Raw genomic sequence first — 25387 nt, 5'->3', positions numbered from 1 at the left:
AGCCACGACGGCGCGGCACCGAACCGAAAACCCTTACACCCTTCGCACCTCACCCCGCAGATGCACCCGCCCCCCGCCCCGCAGCTCAAAGCTCCCGAAGCCGTCCGCCCCGTACTCCACCGCGCCCGGCAGCAGCACCGGCGCCCTGAAGTCGGTCCGGACCAGGGCCGATTGGGGGGTGCCGTGGGCGGCGAGGCAGCGGGCGGCGGTCCACATGCCGTGGGCTATCGCGCGCCGGAAGCCGAAGAGGCGGGCGGTGAGGGCGTGCAGGTGGATGGGGTTGCGGTCGCCGGAGGCGGCGGCGTACCGCCGGCCGACGTCCTCCCCGAGTCGCCATTCGGCGACCAGTGGCAGCGCCTCGTGTTCGTCGCAGGCGGGCGGCGCACCAGTGGCCTGCGCGCCGGCCACTGGTGCGCAGGCGGCAGGCTGCTCCACACGCCGGTGCCGTGCCAGATAGGTGCTCCGCGACTCCCACACCAGTTCCTCGCCCTCCCGCACCTCCGTCTGCACGGCGGCCTCGGTGCCGCGTCGGTGGGACGTCAACTCCTCGACGTACACGGAGAGTTCGTAGGTGCCGGTGGCGGCGAGCGGGCGCCAGCGGATGATCTCCACCGAGGTGTGGACCAGTCCGAGGAGCGGGAGCGGGAAGTGCCGGTCGGTCATCAGGAGCATGGCCAGGGGGAAGCCGAGGACGTGCGGATAGGTGATGGGGAGACTGTCGTCGCCGACGGGGAATCCGCAGACCCGCTCGTAGGCGGCGAGGCGGGCGAGATCGATGCGTACGCCGGGCAGGACGAGGCGGGTGTCCGGGAGGCCGGCGTCCGGGCGGGGCCTGTTGAGGGCGGCCTTCTTGAAGGGGGACAGGAGGGCGCCCCGGGCCAGCAGGGGGGCGAGGGCAGGTGTCCGGTCGAGGGTGTGAGCAGGCATACGGCTACGCAACTCCCGGCTCGATATGAGGCTGTATGACTCGACGGCTTACTTACTCTGAAGTAAAGTTACCGGAGGTAAGCCCCAATTCCCCCCTGACGGACACGACCCGTCATGTGTGGAGAGGTGTGAAGAAGGCCTAGGAAGGCCCCTGTGGCCGGTGCTAACGTGAAATGCTCATGACGGGGCGAGGTAACCCATCGGCAACCTGTGTGATGCCTGAGCTTGCACACCCCGGCCGCTCCACCACCCCCGAACCCGCACGACCCCCACACGTGCGAGCCGTACGATCCGGTTTCTGAACAGCGGCGCTGCCGAATCCGTACATCTGTGGTGAACCCACCGGAGGTGCACTCCCACCGGAAGGCCGCTGCACGCCACAGGAGCCGCTCGTGTCGTCGTCGTTCCCGTCCTCTCCGTCCTCCCCGGCCTCGAAACAGATCGTGGCCGCGGTGGGCTACGACGGCGAGCCGCTCCTGGTCGAGCCCGAGATCCGGCGGCTGGACGGGGTCGTGCGGGAGGTGGCCGTACCGGCGTTCGTCGCACCCGCGACGTACGGCTCGCTCGCGGACGTCCCCTTCGACAACGCGAACGAGGAGCCCGAGGCGACGGTCCTCAGTCGCCGTGAGCCGGACGGGACCTGGACGGATGTCACAGCGGCCGAGTTCGCCGAGCAGGTCCGCGCGGTGGCCAAGGGGCTGATAGCCGAGGGCCTGATGCCGGGCGACCGGCTGGCCATCATGGCGCGGACGACGTACGAGTGGACGCTCATGGACTTCGCCGCGTGGGCGGCGGGCCTGGTGACCGTACCCATCTATCCGACGTCCTCCGCCTTCCAGACCCGCTGGATCCTCCAGGACTCCGGCGCCGTGGCCCTCGCCGCCGAGACCCTCACGCAGGCCGCCGCCCTCGGCCCGGAACGCGACCGCATCCCCGACCTCAAGCACATGTGGGTCTTCGAGAAGGGGCACCTGGAGCGGCTCGCGGAGCTCGGCAAGGACGTGCCGGACCAGGAGGTCGCCGTACGCCGTGGGGTGTTGGGCCCCGACACCCTCGCCACGCTCATCTACACCTCGGGTACGACCGGCCGACCGAAGGGCTGCGCGCTCACGCACGGCAACTTCTTCGCCGAGGTCGACAACGCCATCGCACTCCTCTACCCCGTCTTCCTGGAGCAGACGAAGGAGGAGGCGTCGGTGCTGCTGTTCCTGCCGTTGTCGCACGTCTTCGGCCGGATGGTGGCCATCGCCTGCATCCGGGCGGGCGTACGGCTGGGCCACGCCCCGAGCCTCAAGTCGGAAGACCTGCTGGGGGACTTGGCGGCGTTCAAGCCGACATGCCTGCTCGCCATCCCCTACATGCTGGAAAAGGTCTTCAACACCGCCCGCGCGAGGGCCGAGACGGGCAAGCGGGTCGCGTCCTTCGACCGTGCGGTGGGCGTGGCCCGCCGCTACAGCGAGGCGGTGGAGGAGCAACGGCACGGCATCGGCAACGGCCCCAGCCGCGCGCTGCGCACCGCGCGCGCCTTCTACGACCCCCTCGTCTACCGCCGTATCCGCAACGCCATGGGCGGCAGGGTCCGTTACATGATCTGCGGCGGCTCACCCCTCGCCCGCCCCCTGGCCGGGTTCTTCGCCGGTGCGGGCATCGAGATCTACGAGGGGTACGGCCTGACCGAGTCGACCGGCGCGGCCACCATCACGCCACCGCTCAGACCCCGTGTGGGCACGGTGGGTTGGCCCCTCCCCGGCACCCGGGTGCGGATCGCCGCCGATGGTGAGGTGCTGCTCGCGGGCGAGCAGATCCTGCGCGGCTACTGGGACCCGGGAGCGGGCGGTGTCGTCCCGGCGGCGCCGGAGGGCTGGCTGGCGACCGGCGACATCGGCTCCCTCGACGAAGAGGGCTATCTGACGATCACCGGCCGCAAGAAGGAGATCCTGATCACGGCCGGCGGCAAGAGTGTGGCCCCGGCGCCCATCGAGAACTGGCTGCGGTCCCACCCCCTGATCTCCCAGGTGATGATCCTGGGCGACGGCCGCCCCTACATCTCGGCCCTGATCACCCTCGACCCCCCGGGTCTCACCCACTGGCGCCAGATGCAGGGCAAGCACCCGGTACCGGCCGAACTCCTCATGGACGACGACGGCTTGAGGGGCGTCATCCAACGGGCGGTGGGGGAGGCCAACAAACTCGTCTCCCGCCCGGAGACGATCCGCCGGTTCACCATCCTCCCCGTCGACTTCACGGAGGAGGCCGGTCATCTGACCCCGTCGATGAAGCTGCGACGGTTCGAGATCATGCGGGACTTCGCGGACGAGGTGGAGGGGTTGTACGAGAAGTAGGCCGGGCCCTTCAAGGGCTGCCTTGTTTTGTGAAGGGGAGTGCGGAAACGAGCCCCGGCAGGGGCAGGGGCAGGGGCAGGCGCAGGCGCAGGGGTGCGGGGGCTGTGTCGACTTGCGGCTCCGCCGCAGGGCGCCCCCACTGCCCCACCACTCCGCAGCCGACGTACGACCGGCCTACCCTCGGCAACTGTCGGCGACGGTGTCCGCGAACACCCGCGCGATCGGGCTGAGCGCATCCCACCGCCGCACAGCCCACCCCACCGCCAACGGCCGGAGCGCGGGCAACGGAATGAGCCGAACCGGCCCGTCCGTACCCGGCACGACCAGGTCGGGGACGGCGGGGACAATGGCGCACCCCAGGCCCAGTTCGGCGAGGAGCAGTGCCGTGTCCCAGTCGGCGACACTCGTGTCGAACACCGGCCGCACCCCCACCTCCGCGAATGCGGCATCCAGGCGCGCGGCGGACGTGGAGTTGGGCGGCAGCCGAATCAACCGCAGGTCACGCAGATCACCGACCTCGGCATGGTCCCGCCCCGCGAGAGCCTCACCCGCCCCCACGGCGAGCACCCACGGCAACTCCATCACCACCCGCTGCTCGATCCCCCGCACCGGCCCCCCGATGGTGATCCACGCAAGATCCAGCTCACTGTCGGCCAGCGCGGCGAAACACCCCCGGCTGGAGTTCTCCGTACGGAACTCCAGGCTCACCTTGGGGTGTTGACGCCGGAAGGTGACAACCGCCTCCGCCATGAAGTGCCGTACGGTCGTGGCGCCGGTGGCAACCCGCACCGACCCGCTCTCCCCGTCGACGAGATCCTTGAGCTGCCGCAGCGCGAGCTCCAGCCCGGCGATGCCTTCCGAGGCGGCGGTCTGTAACACCCGCCCGGCCTCCGTCGGCACAACTCCCCGCGCGTGCCGCTCCAGTAGCGCGACGCCAGTCTCCCGCTCCAGCCGCTTCACATGCTGGCTGACGGCCGACTGCGTACACGCGAGGTCACGGGCCACCGCGCTCAGGCTGCCCGCCCGGCACACGGCGACGAAGACGCGCAGATCATCCAGGGTCACAACACCCAAGTTATCACTTGGAGCTGGTGACAAAACCTTAGGATTGACTGGCTACGGGCGAGTACGTCACGATCAGCACAGGGCCCAGGCGGCAACCCGTCCCGCGCCCCCGCCGGGGTCCGGACCACAGGGCGGGGAGCGGGCGGGTGCCGACCTTTCGCGCACCGAGAGGACGCCACCCCATGTCCGCTTCCCCTCACTCTCCGCCTCCCCCATCTCCTCCCCTCACCCTCGCTACTTCCGCCGCCGCCCAAGCCGTGGGATTCCTGAGGCAGTTGGGCGCCGAGCAGATAGGGCACCCAGGCGGCACCCTGCTCGCCCACCTCTGCCGGGTCTACCGTCTGCTCGCCGCCTGGGACGCCCGGCCGGCCCTCCGCCTGGCGGGCCTCTGCCACGCCGCCTACGGCAGTGACGGCTTCCCCACCGCCCTGCTCTCCCTCGACCGTCGCGCCGAGCTGGCCAGGGTGATCGGCCCGGAGGCGGAGGAGATCGTCCACGACTACGCCGCCATGAACCGCAAGGCCACCCACCCGGGCCTGGCCGCGCCGGACGCGCCGTTCCACGACCGCTTCACCGGCCGTACGCGGACGACGGTCCGGAGCCGACGCGAGGACCTCGCCGAGCTGACGGCCGCGAACGAGCTGGACCTGGCCCGAGTGAACCCGGTGTTCCGCGAACAGTGGGGTCCGGACCTGCTCGCCCTCTTCACCGGCTTCCGGCCCCTGCTGAGCGCACGCGCGTGGGAGGAGGTAGGGGCGACGCTGGGCCGCTGACGTCGCCGGTTGCCGTCGTCAGCTGTTCGAGCTCAAACGAGCGGCGGGCATTCCGTGGACCTGGAGCGGAGTACGGTGGCGGTACCGAGCGCACTTCGCACGCCGTCATCCAGTTCGGCGTCGCCCTCGGGGAACGGCAATGCCGGGACGCATCGCGTCCGGTCGGAAATGAGCCGCCCCACATGAGCCTGATGACTCTCGGAGTACTCGCCTCCTCGCACAAGGAGAACGAGTTCCGCCTACCGCTGCACCCCCGCCACCTCGACCGAATCGCACCCGACTTGCGCGACAAGATTTTCCTCGAACAGGGATACGGCCGACGGTTCGGCGTCGCGGACGATGCGCTGCGCCCCCTGGTGGCGGGCCTGCGCTCCCGCGAGCAGCTCATCGCCGAGTGCGACGTCATGCTGCTGCCCAAGCCGATGCACGAGGACGTCTCCGAGCTGCGCGAGGGCCAGGTCCTGTGGGGCTGGCCGCACTGTGTGCAGGACGAGAAGATGACCCAGATCGGCATCGACCGACGGCTGACCCTGATCGCCTGGGAAGCCATGAACCACTGGACCTCCGCGGGCGCCTTCAGCGTCCATGTGTTCCACAAGAACAACGAGCTGGCCGGCTACTGCTCGGTGCTGCACGCCCTCCAGCTCGGCGGGCTGACCGGCCACTACGGCCGCCGCCTGCGCGCGGTGGTCATCAGCTTCGGCGCCACGGCGCGCGGAGCGGTCACGGGCCTGGGCGCCATGGGGGTCACCGACGTCACCGTGCTCACCCAGCGAGCCGCCGCGGCCGTGGCCTCGCCGATGCCCTCGGTCGTGATGGCCCACTTCGAGGAGCAGGAGGACGATCCGTCGAAGCTGCGGGCCGTCACCGCGGCCGGTTCCATGCCGCTGGCGGAGTATCTGGCCGGGTTCGACATCATCGTCAACTGCATCCTGCAGGACACCGACGCACCGCTCATGTTCGTCAACGACGAGGAACTCGCCCTGTTCCGGCCGGGCACCTCCTTCGTCGACGTCTCCTGCGACGAGGGCATGGGCTTCTCCTGGGCCCGCCCGACCACCTTCGGCGAGCCCATGCTCACGGTGGGACCGGGATGCCACTACTACGGGGTCGACCACAGCCCGTCCCACCTCTGGAACTCCGCCACCTGGGAAATCAGCGAGGCGCTCCTGCCGTACCTGCGCAAGGTCATGAGCGGCCCGGCGGCATGGGACGCCGACGTGACGGTCAGCAAGGCCATCGAGATCCGGGACGGCATCGTCCAGAACCCGAAGATCCTCAGCTTCCAGCACCGGTCGGCGGCCTATCCCCATGCACCTGCGCTGAGCTCGGCAGCCTCAGCCTCCTAGCGGGCATTGGCTTACGGGGTTGTCACTGCCCGGCGGAGATCGACCAACGCACCTCGGAGGTGCCGGTGACGTGGACGTACGCGTCCGGGGCTGTGACGCTGACCTCGGTCTCGTTGTAGGTGGTGGCGACCTCGCCGTCCGCGCACTCCTCGACGGAGGTCATACCGAGCGCGGGGACCTCGACCTTCACCGTGCCCTTGCCCTCGCAGTTCAGGGCGATCCCGAGCCTCCCCTTGTGGAGCCCGCCCTTGAAGGGGATGACACGACCGAACCGCCCGTTGGCGAAAGAGGCGATGGTCTTTCGGTCGATCTTCGGAGCCTTGGTGACGGTGTCGGCGTAGGGGTCTTCAACGGCGTCGGCGGCGGGCTCGGCGGAGGCGGTGGGCGTGGGTGTGGCAGGGGCCGACTTCTTGGCCGAGGTCGTCGGCCCGTCGTCGCCGCTGGTGCAGGCGGTGCCGGTCAGCAGTACCGCCGCGCAGATCGCTGCCGCTGTGGCGGCGCGGGTGGTCATGGTCATGCCCTGATCATCACCGCGCGGTGTCCCGGTAGGTCCACCTCGGCCGCGTACGCAGCACAGCTGTTACAGCTGTTACACAGACACCTGGCGGAGGAAGCCGGACCAGGTGGCCTCCTCCGCGCCGAAGTCGGCAGGTGCGGAGGAGGCCACGGTCGGGCGGAGGAGGTCCGCCCGTGGGGGTCAGAACGTGCAGTCCGGTACGCCGGCGATCTTCTCGCCGCCCCGGATGTACAGGTTGCTCACCCAGGCGACATCGCTGCCGCCGAATTCCATGACCGCCGTCCACCAGCTGTTGGCGCCGACCGCCGGGTCGTTGACGAACTGACCCTGTTTCTGGCACACGGCGTCCATGAAGTACTGCGAACGCACCGCCAAGCGCGGTGAGGCCGAAGTGGGCTGGCTGCGGAGGTTGACGTCGGTGGCCCAGATGTAGATGTCGGTGAGGTCCGGGTCGCCGTCGTTCGCCGCGCTCACCGCGGTCGAGGCGTTCAGCGCCGAGGCCCGTGTGTCCGGAGCCGCCTCGGCGGAGGTCGCGAGCGCGCCGACCGCGAGCGCGGTCACGGCTATCGCGGTGGCGGAACGGCGGAGCATCTTGTTCATGGGTGTCCCCCTTGTGGTTGGTCCTGCAGTTGGTCCTGTGCCGACCTGCACCTGGAGCTGAGCCGAGTGGTCCGGCGCCCGCGTTCCGACCCCGACGGTCGTGTCGCGATGTGCGGCTGGGCCGACAGTCCCGGCCGGGTGGTGGGTGGCGGGTGGTCAGCCTCCGGACCAGACACAGTGGTCGGGTACGCCGTCGATCCAGTTGCTGGCATTGTCGATGTAGTAGCTGGCCATGACGCCGTACTCGCTCCAGCCGGGCACCTCGACCACCACCCAGTACGGGTTCCCGCCCACCGGCTGGCCAAGGATCTGGCAGCGCACGCGGACCTGGGTGGGTGCGCTTACCTGGCCGAGTACGCCGGGGCAGTTGGCCGGGCCCGGGTAGTCCCAGCAGCCGCTGGGGTAGACCTCTCGGACATTGACGCCGGTCGCCCACAGTCCGTAGTAGCCGATCCCGTGTCCGTCGGCCGCGGCGTTGGGAGCCGAGGTTCCCACGAGGGCCAGGGCTCCGGCGGCGGCGAGTAGCGCGGTTCTTTTACGCATGCCTGTCGTCCTCCTCCTCGCTTGTGCGGATGACTTACGGTCAGCAGACCGCTGATGCGGGCAGGTCGCCGTACTCGTTGCCCTTGAGATAGAGGGCGCTCACATAGCCCTCGACGAGCTTCACCCAGACGTTGTTGCTGTAGCCGTTGTCGGTGATGGTCTCGCCCGTGGTCCAGCAGTAGGCGCCGCGCGGCTCGTTCGCGGGAGCGGTGCCGACGATCCCCTCCGAACGCCACGGGCCGCTGCGGATGTTGACGGTCTCGTACGGGACGACCGCGTACGGCGCCGCCATGATGCGGGCGGTTCCCTGCGTGGTGGCCGTGTCCGCTGCGGCCGTGCCGACGGCGAGCGGGCCGAGCAGGGCCAGCACACCAGCACCGACGAGCGCGCCCCGGGCAATGGTTCGTGTGAGCATTCCTGTGTTCCCCTGTGACGACGGAATGATGAACTGCGCGGCATCTGGCCGACGTTCAGCACTCTAGGAACCCAACCGGCTGCCCGGTCCCTGACAAATGTCAGGGAGTCGGGCCGGTCGCGGTGGTAGCAGAGGAACTCCAGGTCCGAAGGCGTACCAGGTTTTGCCTGGGCGCGATGCTTGCATGGTTCTTGACTTCACAAGACCCAAGTACGACATTCCCGCCCCATGAACCCAGAAGCGGACCCCGCGAGACGTACCGACCGAAGCGGCCGAAGCGGCCGTACCGGCCGAAGTGACCGTACCGAACCTTCCGGACGTGACGAACTCCCTTCCAGGCGAGGCGTGTTGGCCGGCGCCGCTGCGGCGGGTGTTGCGGTCGGGGTGGGAGTCGCGGCAGGGCAGGGGACGGCCCAGGCCGCAGCCCCGCCCCTCCTCGGGACGTACGACGTCGTGGTCGTCGGAGCGGGCGCCGCCGGGATGACCGCCGCGCTGACGGCCGCGAAGCAGGGGCTGACCTGTGTCGTTGTCGAGAAGGCGCCCACTTTTGGTGGTTCCGCGGCTCGTTCCGGCGCCGGGATCTGGATTCCGAACAACTCCGTGATCCTGGCGGCCGGGGTGCCGGACACCTCGGCCAAGGCCGCCACCTACCTCGCGGCGGTCGTCGGCCCGGACGTCCCCGCCGCCCGCCAACAGGCCTTCCTCGCCCACGGACCCGCCATGCTCTCCTTCGTCATGGCGAACAGCCCCCTCCGCTTCCGATGGATGGATGGATACAGCGACTACTACCCGGAGTTGGCCGGTGGGCTCCCGGGCGGCCGTTCCATAGAGCCCGATCAGCTCGACGGGAACGTCCTGGGCGCCGAACTCGCCCACCTCAACCCGCCCTACCTCGCTGTCCCGTCCGGCATGGTCGTCTTCAGCGCCGACTACAAGTGGCTCGCCCTCGCCGCCGTGAACGCGAAGGGCGCCGCTGTCGCCGTCGAGTGCCTGGCGCGCGGCACGAAGGCCGCTCTCAAGGGTCAGACCCCGCTCACCATGGGCCAGGCACTCGCGGGCGGACTGCGCGCAGGGCTGGCGTCGGCGGGGGTGCCGGTCTGGCTCAACACCCCACTCACCGACCTCTATTCGGAGTCCGGAGCGGTCACCGGCGCCGTCGTCACCCGGGGCGGCACCGCCGGTCTTCTCCGTGCCCGACGCGGCGTGATCGTCGGCTCGGGCGGCTTCGAGCACAACGCGGCGATGCGCGCCCAGTACCAGCAGCAGCCCATCGGTACGGAGTGGACGGTCGGCGCGAAGGAGAACACCGGGGACGGAATCCGCGCGGGTGAGCGCGCCGGCGGTTCCCTCGCCCTGATGGAGGACGCCTGGTGGGGTCCGGCGATCCCGCTCCCCGGCGAGCCGTACTTCTGCCTCGCCGAACGCACCCTCCCCGGCGGCCTGTTGGTCAACGCGGCAGGCTCCCGCTTCGTCAACGAGGCCGGTCCCTACAGCGACGTCGTCCACACCATGTACGAGCGCGACGGCGCCGACCCGGACATCCCGGCCTGGCTGATCGTCGACCAGAACTACCGCAACCGCTACCTCTTCAAGGACGTCACGCCGACCTTCGTACTCCCGGCCGACTGGTACAACTCCGGTGCCGCGTACAAGGCGTGGAGCCTCGACGCCCTGGCGGCCTCCATCGGCGTCCCGTCCGCCGCCCTCCGCACCACGGTCAGCCGCTTCAACTCCCTTGCCCTGAACGGCGACGACACCGACTTCGGGCGCGGCGACAGCGCGTACGACCACTACTACACCGACCCGGCCGTCCTCCCGAACTCCTGCCTGGCACCCCTGTGGCTGCCCCCGTACTACGCCTTCCGGATCGTCCCCGGCGACCTCGGAACCAAGGGCGGCCTACGAACCGACGCCAAGGCACGGGTACTGCGCGCCGACGGCACGGCGATCCCCGGCCTGTACGCCGCCGGCAACGCCAGCGCCGCCGTCATGGGCCACAGCTACGCGGGCGCGGGCTCGACGATCGGCCCGGCGATGACGTTCGGATACGTGGCGGCACTGGCAGCGGCGGGGGTGCTCTGACCGCCGGGGGACCGCCGGGGCCCGCAGCCGGGCGATATACCTGTGCGTTCTGCATGAACATGCCTTAGTGTCACGCTGATTGCTGGGGAGGCAACAGGTGCGCGTGAGGCACGGGGGGCGGTTCGCCGCGTCAAGAAGGACGACGACGGTCGCGGTGGTCGGCATGGCGGTACTGGGCATGGCGCTCGTCACGGGATGCGGGCAGCGGTACGGGGATCCGAAGCCGTACGACACCCTGGCACAGGTGCCGGAGAAGCTCGCGGTGAGCGGCACGACCGTCATGGTCGGCGACCCGACCGCCGAGGTGACCGTGCACCTGTACGAGGACATGCGCTGCCCGGTCTGCGAGGAGTTCGAGACGACCGGCGGCGGCCCGGAACTCCAGAACGCCGTGCTGCGGCGGGAGGTCAAGGCCGAGTACACCCTGGCCTCCTTCCTCGACGACAGGCTCGGCGGGAGCGGCTCGAAGAAGGCGGCCAACGCGCTCAGGGCCGCACTGGACACCGGCAGGTTCGCCGAGTACCACGAGGTGCTGTACGCCAACCAGCCCGAGGAGGAGGTCGACGGCTTCACCGACGCCCGCCTCCTCCAACTGGCCGAGCAGGTCGACGGATTGCGCACCCCCGCGTTCGAATCGGCGGTGAGGACGATGAAGTACCGCTCCTTCGTCACCGCTTCCGAGCACGCCTACGAGACTGTCGGCACGGAGCCCGGAAAGGGCCCGGGCACACCGACCGCCGTGATCGACGACGTCCGTGTCCCTGACGAGATAAGCGGGGCGTTGTACGACCCGACCGCCTTCGGGAAGCTGTTGCAGCTGATCCAGGACAACCCGGGAGAGTGGCAGGAGTACAAGGACTACCAGCCACTTCCGGACCCCGAGGACTACGGATACTGAGCCAGAACCTCCTAAGTCCCTCAGCCCACCTCAGCCCCCTCAGCCCCTCACGGCTTGCGGGCCATCAGGAACGCCTGCTCGGACGACTCCCCGGCCTGCTCGTCCGCCGCTCGTACGGTCTGGGACGCGAGCGTGAATCCGGCCTCCGTCAGCAGCCCGGCGATCCGGTCGGGTCGGCGCCGCAGGAAGTCCATGGACACGGGGAGCCCGAAGGGCTGGTCGATGTGCTTGGGCTCGTCCCCCACCTGGAAGCCGAGCAGCAGATGCCCGCCCGGTGCCAGTACGCGACGGAACTCCGCGAAGAGGGCGGGCAGTTGGTCGGCAGGGGTGTGGACGGTCGAGTACCAGGCCACGACTCCGGCGAGCGTCCCGTCGGCGAGGTCCAGCTCCAGCATCGAGCCCTGCTCGAAGCGCAGCCCCGGATGCTCCCGCCGGGCCACCGCGAGCATCGACGCCGACACGTCCAGCCCGAACACCGACAGCCCGAGCGAGTCGAGGAACCCGGTGACCCACCCCGGTCCGCACCCGAGATCGGCGACCTGGCCGCTGCCGCCCCCTGAACCCCGTACGAACTCGGCATAGGCGGCGAGCACGGCCCGCTCCAACGGCTGGGCGGCGTGCCCGGAACGGAAGCGGTTGAAGTAGTCCTCGGCGATGGCGTCGTAGAAGACGCGGGTCGCGGCGACGAAGTCGGGGTTGGTGTCGGTGTCGGTGTCGGTGTCGGTGGTCATGGAGGAGACGCTAGCGGGGCCCACTGACAACGCGGCCGGCCGCGGCCGGAAAAGGCAGGAGCTCCGATGCCGTCGTGACGGCTCGGAGCTCCTTGGGGTACTGCACACGTTCCGGATCAGAGCGTTCGGCTCAGCTGAGCCGAAGACTTAGATCGGGCTGACGTTCTCCGCCTGCGGGCCCTTCGGGCCCTGCGTGACGTCGAAGGAAACCGCCTGGTTCTCCTCGAGAGAGCGGAATCCGCTCGCGTTGATCGCGGAGTAGTGGACGAAGACGTCCGGGCCGCCACCTTCTTGGGCAATGAAACCAAAGCCCTTTTCGGCGTTGAACCACTTCACGGTTCCGGTAGCCATAAGCCCTCCCTGGGCCCAAAGGGTTGCCCTGCTCCAGAACCTGCAAGGTGTAAACAAAAACTTGTAAACAACTGCATTCTTCTGAATACGACGAGAGCCCGCGGTCAGATGCTCCGCAGGCTCTGTACTGCAAGGGAAACCAAACTGCAACTTGCGGCGAGCCTAGCATGCAGCTACCTGAAAGCAATAGAGGTCAAGATCACGCCACCCGGACGTTTGAGGGGCGGCGCGCGGCCTTGACAACCCCCGGGAGGGTGCACCGTACCGAACGCCCGTTAGCCTCGCGATGTGGACAATTCTCGCACCCGGCCGCGCGTCGGCCACATCCAGTTCCTGAACTGCCTGCCTCTGTACTGGGGGCTCGCGAGAACAGGCACGCTCCTCGACTTCGAGCTGACCAAGGACACCCCTGAGAAGCTCAGCGAGAAGCTGGTGCGCGGGGATCTCGACATCGGGCCCATCACGCTCGTCGAGTTCCTCCGTAACGCCGAAGACCTGGTCGCCTTCCCGGACATTGCCGTCGGCTGTGACGGCCCGGTGATGTCGTGCGTACTCGTCTCCCAGGTCCCATTGGACCGCCTGGACGGCGCACGGGTCGCACTCGGCTCGACCTCCCGCACCTCCGTGCGCCTGGCGCAACTGCTCCTGGCCGAGCGCTATGGCGTACAGCCCGACTACTACACGTGTCCGCCCGATCTCAGCCTGATGATGCAGGAGGCGGACGCGGCGGTGCTGATCGGGGACGCCGCCCTGCGCGCCAACCTCCTGGACGGTCCGCGCTACGGCCTTGAGGTGCACGACCTGGGCACGCTGTGGAAGGAGTGGACGGGGCTGCCGTTCGTCTTCGCGGTGTGGGCGGCCCGGAAGGACTACCTGGAGCGCGAACCGGTCCTGACCCGCAAGGTCCATGAGGCGTTCCTCGCCTCCCGCGACCTCTCCCTGGAGGAGGTCGGCAAGGTCGCCGAACAGGCGGCCCGCTGGGAGGAGTTCGACGCGCAGGTCCTGGAGCGCTACTTCACGACCCTCGACTTCCGCTTCGGCGGGCCGCAGCTGGCGGCCGTGCGGGAGTTCGCCCGCCGGGTGGGCCCCACGACAGGCTTCCCCGCAGACGTGGAGGTCGACCTCCTGGAGCCGTAGGCTGCTGATCGCGCACGGGACCAGCGCGCGCAGTACGGGCGCATGCGGGCGTATGAGGTCGTGTGCGGTGTGTGTACGGGGGAGAGGTGGGGGTCATGCAGCCGCTGGACGTCGGTGACTCGGCCGTCGTGGGGCCCTACCGGCTGCTCGGGCGGCTCGGCGCGGGCGGGATGGGCCGGGTCTACCTGGGGCGCAGCGCCGGCGGCCGTACCGTCGCCGTCAAGATCGTGCACCCGCACTTCGCGCTCGACGAGGAGTTCCGGGCCCGGTTCCGGCGCGAGGTCGAGGCCGCCCGGCGGGTCGGCGGTGCCTGGACGGCCCCCGTCCTGGACGCGGACCCCGACGCCCCGGTGCCGTGGGTCGCGACGGCGTACGCGGCCGGCCCTTCCCTCACGGCGGCGATCACGGGCGCCGGCCCTCTGCCCCTGGATTCCGTACGGGCACTGGGCGCCGGCCTCGCCGAGGCGCTGACCGCCGTACACGCCCTGAACCTCGTCCACCGGGACGTGAAACCCTCGAACGTCCTCCTCACCCTCGACGGCCCTCTTCTCATCGACTTCGGCATCGCACGGGCCACGGACGGCACGGCGTCCCTGACGTCGACGGGTGTCTCGGTCGGCTCGCCCGGCTACATGTCACCGGAACAGATCCTCGGCAAGCCGATCACGGGAGCGGCGGACGTCTTCTCCCTGGGCGCGGTACTGGCGTACGCGGCGACCGGCAGATCCCCCTTCCCCGGTGACTCCTCGGCGGCCCTGCTCTACAAGGTCGTCCACGAGGAACCCCAACTCGACGGACTCGAGGGTGAGTTGCGGGAGGTGGTCGAAGAGTGCCTGACGAAGGACCCGGCAGCGCGACCGGCCCCCGGCGAGGTGGCCCGGCGGCTCGCTCCGGAGGGCGCGGCGCGGCTGGTGGCGGGCGGGTGGCTGCCGGGAGCGCTGGTGGAGCGGGTCAGCCGCAGCGCGGTGGCGTTGCTGAACCTGGAGGTGGCGGGGGCTGAGGCGGAGGTCAAGGAAGGTGCGCTGTCCGGGCCGGCGGGTGGGGCGGGGGAGTTCGGGCCGCCGCCGGTGATGCCGGGTCCGGTGCTTCCGGCGCTGCCGGGGCCTCGGGACGCGGAGCCGGAGCCGGCTGATCGGACGCCCGGCAAGGTCTCCGTGAGCGTCGCGGCGACCTCGGCACCCGTCGCCGGCGGGCGCGGACGGAAGCTGAGCTGCACGGTGGCCCTCGCGGTGGCGGGCGCGATGGCCGCGGTGACGGTGGGCTCGGTGTACGTGTTCGACCTGCTGCCGGGCGGGAGCGATGACAACGGCACCGCTCAGAGCAGCAGCTCCGACACGGCCAAGTCCCCGGTGCCGAGCGACGACTCGGGCCAGGCCGAGGAGAGCCAGGCACCGAGCACCTCGTCGGGGGGCGTGGTCACCGGGCCTACGGCGATCCCCGCGTCCTACGTCGGCACCTGGGAGGGGCCGGCTGTCGCCCTCGACGGTGCGTTGCCGATGGGGACGTTCCGGGTGACGGTCCAACAGGCCGCCGTGGGCGAGAAGTTGGGCACCTTCCGGCAGACCGACCAGATCGGCGGCATCTGCGACGACGATCTGTACCTGAAGCAGGTCACGAAGACGCAGCTCGTCGTCACGTCGATCGCCGACAAGTCGAACAGGAACGTGTGCACCACGGGGTCGCACAGGGTGCTCCTCACACCGGTCGGTGACGACCTGAAGTACGAGACGGACAACCCGGAGGCGGGGGATCCGGTGGCTCGGATGTCGCGGGTGGGGTAGGGGAGTTGGGCGAGTTCTCCCGCTCACCCGCCCACCCGTCTCGGCCCGGGCATTTCAGCCCGTCCGGCGTTTGAGGACGAGGCCCGTTCAGGGCCGACAGCGGGGGTCTGGGGGCGCAGCCCCCAGGAACAGGATGGGACGGGTAGGGGCGGCGGGGGCGAAGACAAGCCGCCCCTACCCTCACTCACCCCGGGATGACGACCGTACGCAACTCCCCATCCCCCAAATGCAACATCCCCTTGCCAGGCGTCACCTGCCCACCCACCATGCTCCGGCTGATCCGCGCCCCGATCAGATCCCCGCTCGAAGACTCCTGCGGGGACAGCAGAATCCCCCGCCGCCCCTTCTTCGCATCGACCTGCCACCCACTGAACCCACTGCAGACATCCTCCTCGTCACCGGCGATGACCAGCCCGAGCCCCCGCTCCGCACCCCGCGAGACGATCTTCTTCATCTGGCTCGCTGCGTCGCAGTCCTCCAGGATCTCCCCGTCGTCGACGAGGACCACGATCGGCTCCTCGACCGACGCCTGGTCGATGAGCTCCTCGAAGTCGTCCTCGTCGATGTCGTCGCCGGTGTACATCTTCAACACCCCGTCCGCACCGTCGAGTTGCCGCAGCGGCGACTGACGCGGCGCCGCGATGACCAGACGTACGCCCTGGGACAGATACGACTGCGCGAAGTTCATCAGCACCGTCGAACGGCCCGACTTGGCCGGCCCGGCGATGACGAACGTCGGCACACCGGTCGCGAGGTCGGGGCCGAAGCCGGTGATGTCGTCGCCGCCGATGCCCACGAGCCCCCAGAGACGGGAGCCGGAGGTCTCCGGGTCGCGCATGCCCCACGCGTCCGCGAACGAGATCCGCGAAGGCAGGCTGTCGACGCGGAACGGGCGCCGGGAGCGCGGCACTTGGGCGTCCCGGGCCGCAGCCGCCTCCCCGATCGCGGTGATCGCGGCGGCCTGGCCCTGACCGGTCGTGTCCTCCGACAGCAGCGCGAACTGGGTCTCGATACCGGACTCGTTCTTGTAGCCGCGCCCCGGTGGAATCTCCTCCGGGACCTTGCGGTGCGGGATACCGAGCGTCGAGAAGTCGCTGCGGTCTGCGAGCCGCAGCCCGTACTTCTCCTCGGTGAGCGTGGCGATCCGGCCGACCAGCAGCGTCCGGTCACCGGTCAGGACAAGATGAACACCGACGCTCGCACCCTCGCGCATCATCGTCGTCAACTCGTCGGTGAGCGAGCCGTGGTCGACCTCGCCGAGGGTGGGCACCCAGCCCTCCCAGCGGTCCAGCAGTACGACGATGTGCGCCAGCCGCTCGTCCGCCTCGGACGCGGCCCGCTGCTCACCGATGTCCGCGAACCCCTTCTCCGCCAACAGGTCCTGGCGGCGCGACATCTCACCCTTCAGCCGATTGACGAGCCGGATCACGCGCTCGGTCTGGTTACGGCTGACGACAGCCCCGCAGTGCGGCAGCCGACTCAGGGCGTTGAGCGCGCCGTTGCCGCAGTCGATGCCGTACAGGTGGACGTCGGCGGTGGAGTGGGTGCGGGCCAGCGAGGCGGCGATCGTACGCAGGATCTGTGAGCGGCCACTGCGCGGGGCGCCGCCGATCATCAGATGTCCGAAGGTGGCGAAGTCGACGACGACCGGGCGACGAGCCTGGGCGGCCGGCAGGTCCTCGATGCCGTACGGGACGGGCGCCAGCTTGCCCGTGCCATGGTCGGCGAAGGCGGGCACCTCGATCTCGTCGAGCAGCAGCGTCTCGGAGAGCGCGGGCAGCCAGGGGCTGTGCTGGGGCGGGATACCGAGCGACCGGTTGGCGTCACGCACGGCGTCGACGAGCACCTTGAGGTCGGTGATCTCCTCGTCCTCCCGCGCCTCGACCTTGGGCTTCTTCAGCGCGGCCCGGCCCAGGTCCTCCCAGGCCAGCGCACCCGACCAGGGCATGAGTACCGCCGGGTCCGCCGCTCCGGGCCGGCGTCCACCGACCCGTCCGGACTGGAAGGGGACGAGGGAGGCGTGGCCGAGTCGTACGTAGGCCCGCCCAGGGGTGTTCTTGGAGATGTGCCCGGCCTCCGGCGAGTCGATGACGTCGCTGGACTCGCCGCCGTCCGTCACGCGCAGGGCGATACGGAGGTTGGTGTTGGCGCGGATCTCCGGGGACACGACACCCGACGGCCGCTGTGTCGCGAGCAGCAGATGGATACCGAGGGAACGGCCTCGCTGGGCGATGTTGACGAGACCCGTGACGAAGTCCGGCAGGTCGCGCACCATCGACGCGAACTCGTCGATGACGATGAGGAGTCGGGGGACGGGAGGATGCGAGGGGTCCCTGCGCACGAGGTCCTGGTAGTCCTCGATGTCCTTGGCGTCGGCGGCGGCCAGGATGTGTTCCCGGCGGTGCAGCTCGGCGCCGAGCGATTCGAGGGCGCGCTCCACGAGGTGGGCGTCGAGGTCGGTCACCATGCCGACGGTGTGCGGGAGATGCACACAGTCCTTGAACGCGGCGCCACCCTTGTAGTCGACGAGCACGAACGTCATGTTCTCGGGGGTGTTGGCGACGGCGAGCGCGGCCACGATGGTCTGCAGCAGCTCCGACTTGCCCGAACCGGTCGTACCGGCGATGAGCCCGTGCGGCCCGTCCTTGCGGATGTCGATGCCGAACGCGCCGTCGTACGACTCACCGATGACCGCCATCGTCGACTGCCCGCCCATCCGCCAGCGCGCGGTGATCGCGTCGGGCGTCGGCGGCTCCAGCTGGAGCACGTCGAGCAGTCGGCTGGAGCCGGGCAGTGCCGAGTCCTCGGTCTCGCCGCTGATGTCGCGCAGGGCGGACAGGGACCGGGCGAGGCGCAGACACCAGGCGGCGGAGACGAAGTCGGGGCGTACGTCACGCACGCGTTCCGCGCTCTCCTCCTCGACGCGCAGCCGCAGCTTGTCGGCCTGGGCGCGCTGATCGGGTTCGCTGTCGGCGGCATGCCAGGCGTGGAAGGAGGGAAAGGACGGGAACCCGCCCGCGACCTGCGGCTGAGGCTGACCCTGGTTGGCTGCGTACGCCGGGTCGGCGTGCTCCTCGGCCTTGGGTTCGGCGACGACGAAGGCCTGGCACTCACCGGGCAGGAACCGCTCCTCGGCGTCGAGGCAGAGGGCGTACATCGCCACGGCCGGCCCCTCGCGCAGCAGCTTGACGACGCCGGGCAGGGACCGCAGCCGCCGGGACCCGTCCCACACGACGACAATGTCCGGGTCGCTGAACGACGCCCGCTGCCCCTTGTTCTGTTCGGCGGCCTTCTTGCGCGCGTCGAGGATCTGCGTCAGCTCGCCGATACGCGCGCCGACGGTCTCCGCGTCCGTCCCGATGAGGACGTTGACGTCCTGCCCGCCGGACGGCCTGGTGTGCGGCAGCCAGCGGACCCAGTCCCAGCTCTCCTGCGCGGTGCTCTCGCTGAGCACGTAGAACTGGACGTCCATGGGGCTCTGCAGCGCGGCGGTCTGGGCGATGGCCCACCGCCCGAGCGCGCGAGCCGAATCCCCAGGACCGGCCATGCCGATGACACCGAGCGACCGCAGCGACAGCGCGACGGGCGCGTCCTCGATCTTCCACGTCACCTGACGCCGGTGCTCGTCCTGCTCCGGGTCGTCGAGCACGACCTCGGACGGCAACTGCCCGGTGCCGACCCGCAGCAGCAGATGATCACGGTCGGTACGCCGCCGCTCCCACAGCCGTGTACGGGGCCCGGTGCCGAGGGAGAGGACGGTGGCGGGGTCGGGAATGGCGTGCCGCCGGTCCTGCCGCTCCGCGAGCAGGGCGTCCTGCGCGTCCTTCTCGATCCGCGCCTTCTGCTCCTTGTACTCCTTGACCTGCTTGGCATGGGACTTGCGCCCGTGCTTCTTGTCCATGGAGTAGTTGGCGAACAGCATGATCGGACTGAGGCCGGCCATGATCAGGTAGTACCAGCGCCCGAAGATCGCCACGGCCACGATCGCGCCCACCAGGGGCGTCAGCGCCATCAGCCAGGGCAGCGGCCGGGCCTCGAAGTCCCGGGGCGGCGACGGCAGCCGGAACTTGGTCTGCCGGTCGGGGGCGCGCAGCCGAGGCGGCCGGTTGTAGTCGAGGCCGACACCGTCCTCGGACCACTTGAGGGCGGCGTTGGGCGGGGTGTAACGGGCCAGTTCTACAAGGGAGTTGCCGATGGCGATCTGCCCGCCGAGGGGCCACTCGTTCCCCTCGATGTCCGCCATCGCCTTGCCGTCGAGGGTGACGCTCTCCTTGTCCCTCTCCTTGCCCCCGTCCTTGTCCCCGTCCTTCTCTCTGTCCTTCTCTCCGTGTACGGCGACCTGGCAGGTGCCATCGGTTGCAACTGACAACGTGAGGGCGCGGGCGTCGACCTCGGGATCGTCGATCCGGATGTACGAGGCGGGCCCGCTGCCGATGTCGTACCGCCCGACCCCGAGCCGGTGCACGAACCCGGCGACGGGTCCGCCCACGACACGCAGTTCGACGAGCCCGGTCGGCTCCCCGGGCAGACACCCGGCCGGATCCTGAAGGCTGACAACGGCCCCTTCGCGCAAGGGCGATCCGCCGACGTTGGCGCTCGGGTCGACGGCGTAACCGTCCACATAGACAAGGGGGGAGTTGTTCGGAGGCACCTGCCCGTGATGCCCGAGCGGAATGATCTGGGCACCGCTGTGGCCGACCTGTTTCGCCAGTTCCTGCGCGATGTCCCCGACGGTGGACTCGGGATCCGCGTCGAGCACGACGTCGGCGCTGCTCCCGCCGAACGGATCGACCACGGTCAGAGTCAGGCGCACGGTTGTCCTCCCCAACGGCCCCCGTGGCCGCTTCCACAACGCCGGCCACCGTACAGAGCGACGATATCCGCTCCCTGTGACAGAAGGGCAACGGGTGGGCCCGGGGCTCTTCCCTATGGTGAATCGGTGACGGAACGGTGTTGAACAGTTCTGTTCCAGAACCGGGATGTCTCCCCTCGCGCCACACCCGTAAGCTGCTGCCTCAGCGAGTTGGAACAGCAAGTTGGAACAGCGAGTTGGATCAGGGAAGCCACGGGGGTTGGCCCTGCGGCACTTTGACGAGGGAGCAGCTTCATGGCCAAGGACCTTGATGTCACATATCAGGACATGCGGGATGCTGCCAAGCATGTCGTGAAGGAGAAGGAAAAGCTCCAGGAGAAGCTGGACGGCCTGCGCAAGTACATCGCGAACCTGGTCGAGTCCGGCTACGTCACGAAGAGCTCGTCGAAGGCCTTCGACGAGAACTTCGAGGAGTTCACCCGCGGCGCGAAGGACACGCTGGACGGTCTGGACGGCATGGGCGACTACCTGACCATGGCCGCGGACAAGTTCGAGCAGATCGACGAGGAACTGGCCAAGTCGGCGAAGAGGTAGCCGAAGCGCAGTTCAGAGGTGCTGTACGGAGACTCGGTACAAAGGCTCGGTACAGAGACGTAGTTCAGCGGCAGTGCCTGCGAGGCGCCCGCTTGGTGCGGCAGCGGATGCTGTACGCACCGGGCGGGCGCCGCCCGGAAAGTGCGGGAAAAAAAATGGCAGCGAAGTCGTCCCAGGCTGACGTACGGCCAGGGTGGGCGGATGAGGTTTCCTGGCGGCGGATGGCGATGATCCGCTGGTCGCTCTGCGCCCTCGCGTGCGCCGGCGGCTCCGCAGAACTGGCCTGGCTTGTCCCCGCAGCACCTCTGCCGAACCCTTTCGGCGGCGCGGCACTGTTGCTTGCCTGGATCGTGCTGCCGCTCGCGACGGTGTTGGTACCTGTGCTGTGGCTGCGCCGGGTTCCGCTCAAGCGGCGAAAGGTCTCTTGGCAGTTCATCGTGCCCGTTGTCGCGGGGGTGGCGCTGGGCACGTTCGGTAAACAGGCCGGCGATCAGGCCGGTCTGGCGGATCGCGGGCGGTGGACCGAGGCCGTGGTGGTGCACAAGGAAGAGGGCAGGACCGACAAGTGCTTGGTGCGGGCATCCACCGGGCGTGCGATCTGGCCTTCGCTTTCGGAGGAGGACGGCTGCAGGGAGTCGGTGTCGGAAGGGGACACACTGCGTGTTCGCTACGACCCGGAAGGCGTCGCCCGACCGGTCGATGCCGTGGACACGATCTCGTACGGGGAACTGCTCACGTATCTCATCGTGGCGGCCGTGGCGATGGGTACGTGGGGCGGCGTACGGCAGAGCCGGTGGGACCGGGAGTATGACGCCACGGGCGATGAGCGGGGCTGACGTGTCCGCGATCAACGCGCTAGGCGGCGACGAGGTCACCCCATACGTACTTGCCCTTGATGCCGCTTCTGCTCAGCGGCTGCCAGCCCCACAGATCGGCGCAGGAACTGACCAGGGCCAGGCCTCGCCCTTCCTCCAGATACGTGAGTTGCGTCAACGCTTCTGCGGAGAGGGGTGGTTGGGGTGGTTCGGGGTCGGCGTCCCAGGCTCCGACGCGCAGGAAACCGTCCCGCATCCGTAGGCGTAGGGCGACGGGGCCTTTGGTGTGGCGTACGGCGTTGCTGACCAGCTCGGTGGCGAGGAGTTCGGCGATGTCGGTGAGGCGGATCAGGCCGTGCATCGTGAGGATGAGTCGGACGGTGCGGCGGCAGACGGTGACGGCGCGGAGGTCGTGGGGGATGTGGAGGACGTACTCCCAGGGTTCGGGCTCGGAGGGGTCAGTTCCCTCGATTTCGGGCATGCGTTAACTCCGTTGGTGGGGAGGGGAGTTGGGGAGAGGTTGACGGTTGCCGGGTGGTGGCATGCCGCAGCCGTCGTGGCAGGACGGAGCGGTGCGCTTCCGGAGGTCCCGGGTTCCGCGGTGTGTGCGTTGCGTCACCGACAGTAGAGACCAAAATTGGTCTCGCGCAACTCGTTGTCGTAATCTGCCCTCGAACGAAGTCACCGTCCAGGGCCGTTGAAACGAGGAGAGCCCCCATGGCAAGGAGGCGGCAACCCACCGCGCGTCAGATGCGCCTCGGCGCTGAGCTGCAGAAACTGCGCGAAGCCGCGGGGCTCAAGGGGCGCGAGGCCGCTGCAGCCCTGGGAACGGACTCGGCGCGGTTGAGTCAGATCGAGTCCGGGGTCGTGGGCATGAGCGAGGACACCGTTCGCCGCCTTGCCGCCAACTACGTCTGCACGGACGAGGAGTTGACGGAGGCGCTGGTGGAGATGGCGACTGACCGGACACGTGGTTGGTGGGAGAGGTATCAGGGACTGCTGCCGGTTTCATTTCTGGACATCGCCGAGCTGGAACACCACGCGACGTACCGTTTCGACATCGAGTTCCTGCACGTCCCCGGCCTCTTTCAGACGGAGGACTACGCTCGCGGTGTCTTCTCGTACCGTGTCCCCGAACTCCTCGACAGCGATCTCGCGTTGCGCGTCAGCCATCGCATGGAGCGCAAAGCGATCATCACGGGTCCAACCGCCATCCCGTACGAAGCCGTGATCCATGAGGCCGCTCTGCGTATCAGGGTCAGCGACCGCGCCGCCTCGCGAGCCCAGCTCACCAGCATCCTTGAGCTCTCGGAAGCGGACCACATCACCGTGCGCGTCGTCCCCTTTGACCTGGACGACTTCGGCGGAGCCTGGAGCACCATGACGTACGCGGGTGGCGTCGTACCCAAATTGGATACTGCGCTTCGTGACACCGCCCACGGAACGGCCTTCATCGACTCCACGGCCCAACTCGGCGCCTTTCGAACGCTCTTCCGTAAGGTGGAGGCGGTGTCACTCGAGCCCGCACGTTCGCGTGACTTCATCCGCAGGCTGGCGAAGGAACTGTGAGGCGCGCAGTGACCACTCCCGACAACTGGCAGAAGTCGTCTTACTCCGGCGGCGCCGACGGCAACAACTGTGTGGAGATAGCCCCCCTGCCCACCCGGGTGGCCATACGCGACTCAAAAGCCCCGGCCGACGTCACACTCACCTTCCGCCTCGGAGCCTTCACGGCGTTCGTCGAGGTGCTCAAGGCCGACAGTTCACGTACAGCTGCCTGACCGCGACCTGCCTGATACGAGTGAGGCTCTCGGGCCCTCGGGTTGTCCCTTCACACCCACCGCAGGGAGCCAGAGATTGCCTCGCACAGCTCACCAAGAGGGCTACCGATCCCACTCAGCGGAACGGTGAAGGCGAGAAGTAGATACCCAGCCTCCCCTGGCATCTGGACGTAGAGATCCAGTGTCGTTGTTGTGGCGACACGAACCGTTTCTCCGGCGGGAAGAGGTACCACGGACACGTCTGCGACGGTTTCCCGGCGAGCCGAAAGTGCCTCGGCGAGCTCCTTCGGTGGTGCGTTCAAGGGCCCCCGCATCGGCAACAGGGAGATCAGTAGTGTGGCAGGGGTGGCCACGCCGCCAGCGGATTCGGTACGCAGGAAGAGTTCCAGGGCCCCCTGCGCGACACCGCTCTCCGCCGTGTTGCGCAGGGTTGTCCAGAGTTCCTGCTTTGCTTCGGCGGGCATCGGCCGGCGAGTGGCCTGCTGGTCGACGAACATTTTGAGTTGGGCACGCCAGCGGTCGAGCGTGAGGTCGATTCGGAACCAGTCGCGGGGCACGAGGAGTTGGTAGTCCTCGGGTGCTTCCGGGTGTATCGGCTCAGTCACGTGAAGGTCCCAGGAGATTGCCCTGGTCGTCGAAAATGCTCAGGCTCTTGAGGACGCCCGCGAACATGGACGAGAAGACATCCCAGCCTTCCTGGGACGGCGTCACCATCTCCAGCACGACGACCGTGCCGTTGGGCAGCGGCACGTGCACCTGGATGAACGACGTCCAGAAGGGCTCCGCTTGACCTGACGGTGCGAGGGACGCGTCGATGGTCACTTGCCGGGCGCCGATGCACGACACGGCCGGGCCGCAGGGCAGGCTGATCTCGGCCACCTCGCCCTGACCAAGCTCGCTCAAAGCACCTGCAGTGGCGCGGACCGGGTCGAACCGGGCCTCCTCCGCGATGTCGGTGATGGATATATGCACCGTGGCTGTGCAGCGGGTTCCCTCGACCTCTGTGACGACGAAGCCGGAGTACTGCACGCCCCCTTCGATGAAGGCGTCGTAGTTACCGGCGCACAGGGTGGCCCACTGGTACTGCATGTCGGGTGTGCCCTTGGGCATCACCTGCTTCGCCAACTCGATTAGCTCGTCGGCGAGTTCATCGACCGACTCCACGTCCATGGGTAGCTCGAAGAAGCCCTCGGGCATGATCCAGCGGACGTGGACGGCCTCACCGTCCACGACGGCGGTGACCGCGCTCTCCGGCGTGACTGTGCTCATCGGGTATCTGCCTCGCTGGGCAGTTCGAGATCCTCGGCGTCGGCGTGGAAATTGGCGGCGAAAGGATACGGGCCGTAGTGCGGGTAGAAACCCGGAAGGTCGGCGCCGCCACCGGCGGCGGCATGGGCGAACTTCCGGTAGGCAGCCGCCCGGGCCCGGACCTTCTGGCGAGGGTGGCTTCCCCAGTGCCGGGTCAGGGTGATGACGTAGAGAAGGACGATAAGGGCGACCACGCCCCCGGCCGCCGCGTAGTAGAGCGTCTGAGACTTCGACGATTCCCAGTACTGGACATAGCCGCCCCAGTAGAGGAAAAGTCCGACAAGGGCCAGTGCGGACGGAACACCCAACTTCATTCCGGCGCTGTGCAGCCTGGCCTCGTCGAGAAAACGGAGGCGAAGCAGCTTCAGTACGGCTTCGTCGTCGAGGAAATCGAAGTGAAGCCGACGACCCTCCGCCTCGGCCACCTCCCGCGCGGCAGGTACTGAAGCCAGTACCTCGCCCGGAACCATTTTCCTGATGATGCTGCCCCGAGCTCGGTACTCACCGGGGCCGGGCTCGCGGTCTTCGTCCGACATCTGTGACGCGCTCCTTTGTGACGGATCGG

Annotated in this window: 24 protein-coding genes; 11 read left to right on the top strand and 13 right to left on the bottom strand. The window is 68.9% G+C overall.

What is annotated here, in order from left to right:
- Positions 1-33: 33 nt before the first annotated feature.
- Positions 34-927: a MaoC/PaaZ C-terminal domain-containing protein gene (locus tag G3I71_RS10055; RefSeq protein WP_164313621.1), complete on the bottom strand. Its 894-nt coding sequence runs from the start codon at positions 925-927 to the stop codon at positions 34-36.
- 443 nt (positions 928-1370) lie between these two features.
- Between G3I71_RS10055 and G3I71_RS10050 the strand changes: the two genes are divergently transcribed.
- A complete protein-coding gene (locus G3I71_RS10050; RefSeq protein ID WP_343242910.1) occupies positions 1371-3269 on the top strand; it encodes an AMP-binding protein in 1899 nt (632 codons plus the stop codon).
- 174 nt (positions 3270-3443) lie between these two features.
- Here G3I71_RS10050 and G3I71_RS10045 read toward each other — a convergent pair whose 3' ends face one another.
- A complete protein-coding gene (locus G3I71_RS10045) occupies positions 3444-4334 on the bottom strand; it encodes a LysR family transcriptional regulator (RefSeq protein WP_164313619.1) in 891 nt (296 codons plus the stop codon).
- Between the two features lie 257 nt (positions 4335-4591).
- Here G3I71_RS10045 and G3I71_RS10040 point away from each other — a divergent pair, with 257 nt between their 5' ends.
- Together G3I71_RS10040 and G3I71_RS10035 are read left to right on the top strand one after the other, a co-directional pair.
- On the top strand, positions 4592-5107 hold the full coding sequence (locus G3I71_RS10040; RefSeq protein ID WP_164313618.1) for a DUF6817 domain-containing protein: 516 nt from the start codon (positions 4592-4594) through the stop codon (positions 5105-5107).
- 182 nt (positions 5108-5289) lie between these two features.
- Positions 5290-6456: a N(5)-(carboxyethyl)ornithine synthase gene (locus G3I71_RS10035; RefSeq protein ID WP_164313617.1), complete on the top strand. Its 1167-nt coding sequence runs from the start codon at positions 5290-5292 to the stop codon at positions 6454-6456.
- Between the two features lie 22 nt (positions 6457-6478).
- Here the strand turns inward: G3I71_RS10035 and G3I71_RS10030 are convergent, their stop codons facing one another.
- The 4 genes from G3I71_RS10030 to G3I71_RS10015 all read right to left on the bottom strand — a co-directional run bounded on the left by G3I71_RS10030 (position 6479) and on the right by G3I71_RS10015 (position 8531).
- Positions 6479-6973: a hypothetical protein gene (locus G3I71_RS10030; protein ID WP_164313616.1), complete on the bottom strand. Its 495-nt coding sequence runs from the start codon at positions 6971-6973 to the stop codon at positions 6479-6481.
- Between the two features lie 180 nt (positions 6974-7153).
- The gene (locus tag G3I71_RS10025) at positions 7154-7573 is read right to left on the bottom strand and encodes a peptidase M23 (protein ID WP_164313615.1); all 420 of its coding nucleotides are present in this window, start codon (positions 7571-7573) and stop codon (positions 7154-7156) included.
- Between the two features lie 156 nt (positions 7574-7729).
- Positions 7730-8116 (bottom strand): hypothetical protein, encoded by a 387-nt coding sequence (locus G3I71_RS10020; RefSeq protein ID WP_164313614.1) that lies wholly within the window; start codon positions 8114-8116, stop codon positions 7730-7732.
- 40 nt (positions 8117-8156) lie between these two features.
- Positions 8157-8531, bottom strand: a complete 375-nt coding sequence (locus G3I71_RS10015; RefSeq protein WP_164313613.1) for an SH3 domain-containing protein — start codon at positions 8529-8531, stop codon at positions 8157-8159.
- A 345-nt stretch (positions 8532-8876) separates the two neighbouring features.
- Between G3I71_RS10015 and kstD the strand changes: the two genes are divergently transcribed.
- The gene (gene kstD, locus G3I71_RS10010) at positions 8877-10613 is read left to right on the top strand and encodes a 3-oxosteroid 1-dehydrogenase (protein WP_164313612.1); all 1737 of its coding nucleotides are present in this window, start codon (positions 8877-8879) and stop codon (positions 10611-10613) included.
- A gap of 178 nt (positions 10614-10791) precedes the next feature.
- The gene (locus G3I71_RS10005; protein WP_239149063.1) at positions 10792-11511 is read left to right on the top strand and encodes a thioredoxin domain-containing protein; all 720 of its coding nucleotides are present in this window, start codon (positions 10792-10794) and stop codon (positions 11509-11511) included.
- A gap of 47 nt (positions 11512-11558) precedes the next feature.
- Here the strand turns inward: G3I71_RS10005 and G3I71_RS10000 are convergent, their stop codons facing one another.
- Together G3I71_RS10000 and G3I71_RS09995 are read right to left on the bottom strand one after the other, a co-directional pair.
- Positions 11559-12242 carry a class I SAM-dependent methyltransferase gene (locus tag G3I71_RS10000; protein WP_164313610.1) on the bottom strand — a complete coding sequence of 228 codons (684 nt, stop codon included), beginning with the start codon at positions 12240-12242 and terminating at the stop codon, positions 11559-11561.
- Between the two features lie 147 nt (positions 12243-12389).
- Positions 12390-12593, bottom strand: a complete 204-nt coding sequence (locus G3I71_RS09995; protein WP_006380707.1) for a cold-shock protein — start codon at positions 12591-12593, stop codon at positions 12390-12392.
- Positions 12594-12881: 288 nt separating this feature from the next.
- On the opposite strand from G3I71_RS09995, the gene G3I71_RS09990 reads away from it, so the two are divergent.
- Both G3I71_RS09990 and G3I71_RS09985 read left to right on the top strand, forming a co-directional pair.
- Positions 12882-13730: a menaquinone biosynthesis protein gene (locus tag G3I71_RS09990; RefSeq protein WP_164313609.1), complete on the top strand. Its 849-nt coding sequence runs from the start codon at positions 12882-12884 to the stop codon at positions 13728-13730.
- Positions 13731-13825: 95 nt separating this feature from the next.
- On the top strand, positions 13826-15511 hold the full coding sequence (locus G3I71_RS09985) for a serine/threonine-protein kinase (protein ID WP_164313608.1): 1686 nt from the start codon (positions 13826-13828) through the stop codon (positions 15509-15511).
- Between the two features lie 184 nt (positions 15512-15695).
- Here the strand turns inward: G3I71_RS09985 and G3I71_RS09980 are convergent, their stop codons facing one another.
- Positions 15696-20324 (bottom strand): FtsK/SpoIIIE domain-containing protein, encoded by a 4629-nt coding sequence (locus G3I71_RS09980; RefSeq protein WP_164313607.1) that lies wholly within the window; start codon positions 20322-20324, stop codon positions 15696-15698.
- A gap of 294 nt (positions 20325-20618) precedes the next feature.
- Between G3I71_RS09980 and G3I71_RS09975 the strand changes: the two genes are divergently transcribed.
- On the top strand, positions 20619-20918 hold the full coding sequence (locus G3I71_RS09975; RefSeq protein WP_164313606.1) for a WXG100 family type VII secretion target: 300 nt from the start codon (positions 20619-20621) through the stop codon (positions 20916-20918).
- 221 nt (positions 20919-21139) lie between these two features.
- Positions 21140-21754 (top strand): hypothetical protein, encoded by a 615-nt coding sequence (locus tag G3I71_RS09970; RefSeq protein WP_239149048.1) that lies wholly within the window; start codon positions 21140-21142, stop codon positions 21752-21754.
- Positions 21755-21773: 19 nt separating this feature from the next.
- Here the strand turns inward: G3I71_RS09970 and G3I71_RS09965 are convergent, their stop codons facing one another.
- Positions 21774-22214, bottom strand: coding sequence for an ATP-binding protein (locus G3I71_RS09965; RefSeq protein WP_164313605.1), 441 nt, complete (start codon positions 22212-22214; stop codon positions 21774-21776).
- Positions 22215-22450: 236 nt separating this feature from the next.
- Between G3I71_RS09965 and G3I71_RS09960 the strand changes: the two genes are divergently transcribed.
- Positions 22451-23302: a helix-turn-helix transcriptional regulator gene (locus G3I71_RS09960; protein WP_164313604.1), complete on the top strand. Its 852-nt coding sequence runs from the start codon at positions 22451-22453 to the stop codon at positions 23300-23302.
- A gap of 8 nt (positions 23303-23310) precedes the next feature.
- Positions 23311-23514, top strand: coding sequence for a DUF397 domain-containing protein (locus G3I71_RS09955; RefSeq protein WP_164313603.1), 204 nt, complete (start codon positions 23311-23313; stop codon positions 23512-23514).
- A 50-nt stretch (positions 23515-23564) separates the two neighbouring features.
- On the opposite strand, the gene G3I71_RS09950 is transcribed toward G3I71_RS09955, so the two are convergent.
- The 3 genes from G3I71_RS09950 to G3I71_RS09940 are packed head-to-tail and all read right to left on the bottom strand — an operon-like array spanning position 23565 to position 25358.
- Entirely contained in the window at positions 23565-24119 is a 555-nt protein-coding gene (locus G3I71_RS09950) for a hypothetical protein (protein WP_164313602.1), read from the bottom strand.
- A complete protein-coding gene (locus G3I71_RS09945) occupies positions 24112-24783 on the bottom strand; it encodes a hypothetical protein (RefSeq protein WP_164313601.1) in 672 nt (223 codons plus the stop codon). Before G3I71_RS09945 ends, G3I71_RS09950 begins: the two co-directional genes overlap by 8 nt.
- Complete coding sequence (locus G3I71_RS09940; RefSeq protein ID WP_164313600.1) at positions 24780-25358, bottom strand: hypothetical protein; 579 nt, start codon at positions 25356-25358, stop codon at positions 24780-24782. The genes G3I71_RS09945 and G3I71_RS09940 overlap by 4 nt, the downstream gene beginning before the upstream one ends.
- Positions 25359-25387 lie beyond the last annotated feature (29 nt).

Source organism: Streptomyces sp. SID12501 (assembly GCF_010550245.1).
Lineage (GTDB): Bacteria > Actinomycetota > Actinomycetes > Streptomycetales > Streptomycetaceae > Streptomyces.
This window is presented reverse-complemented; position numbering and strand designations above follow the sequence as displayed.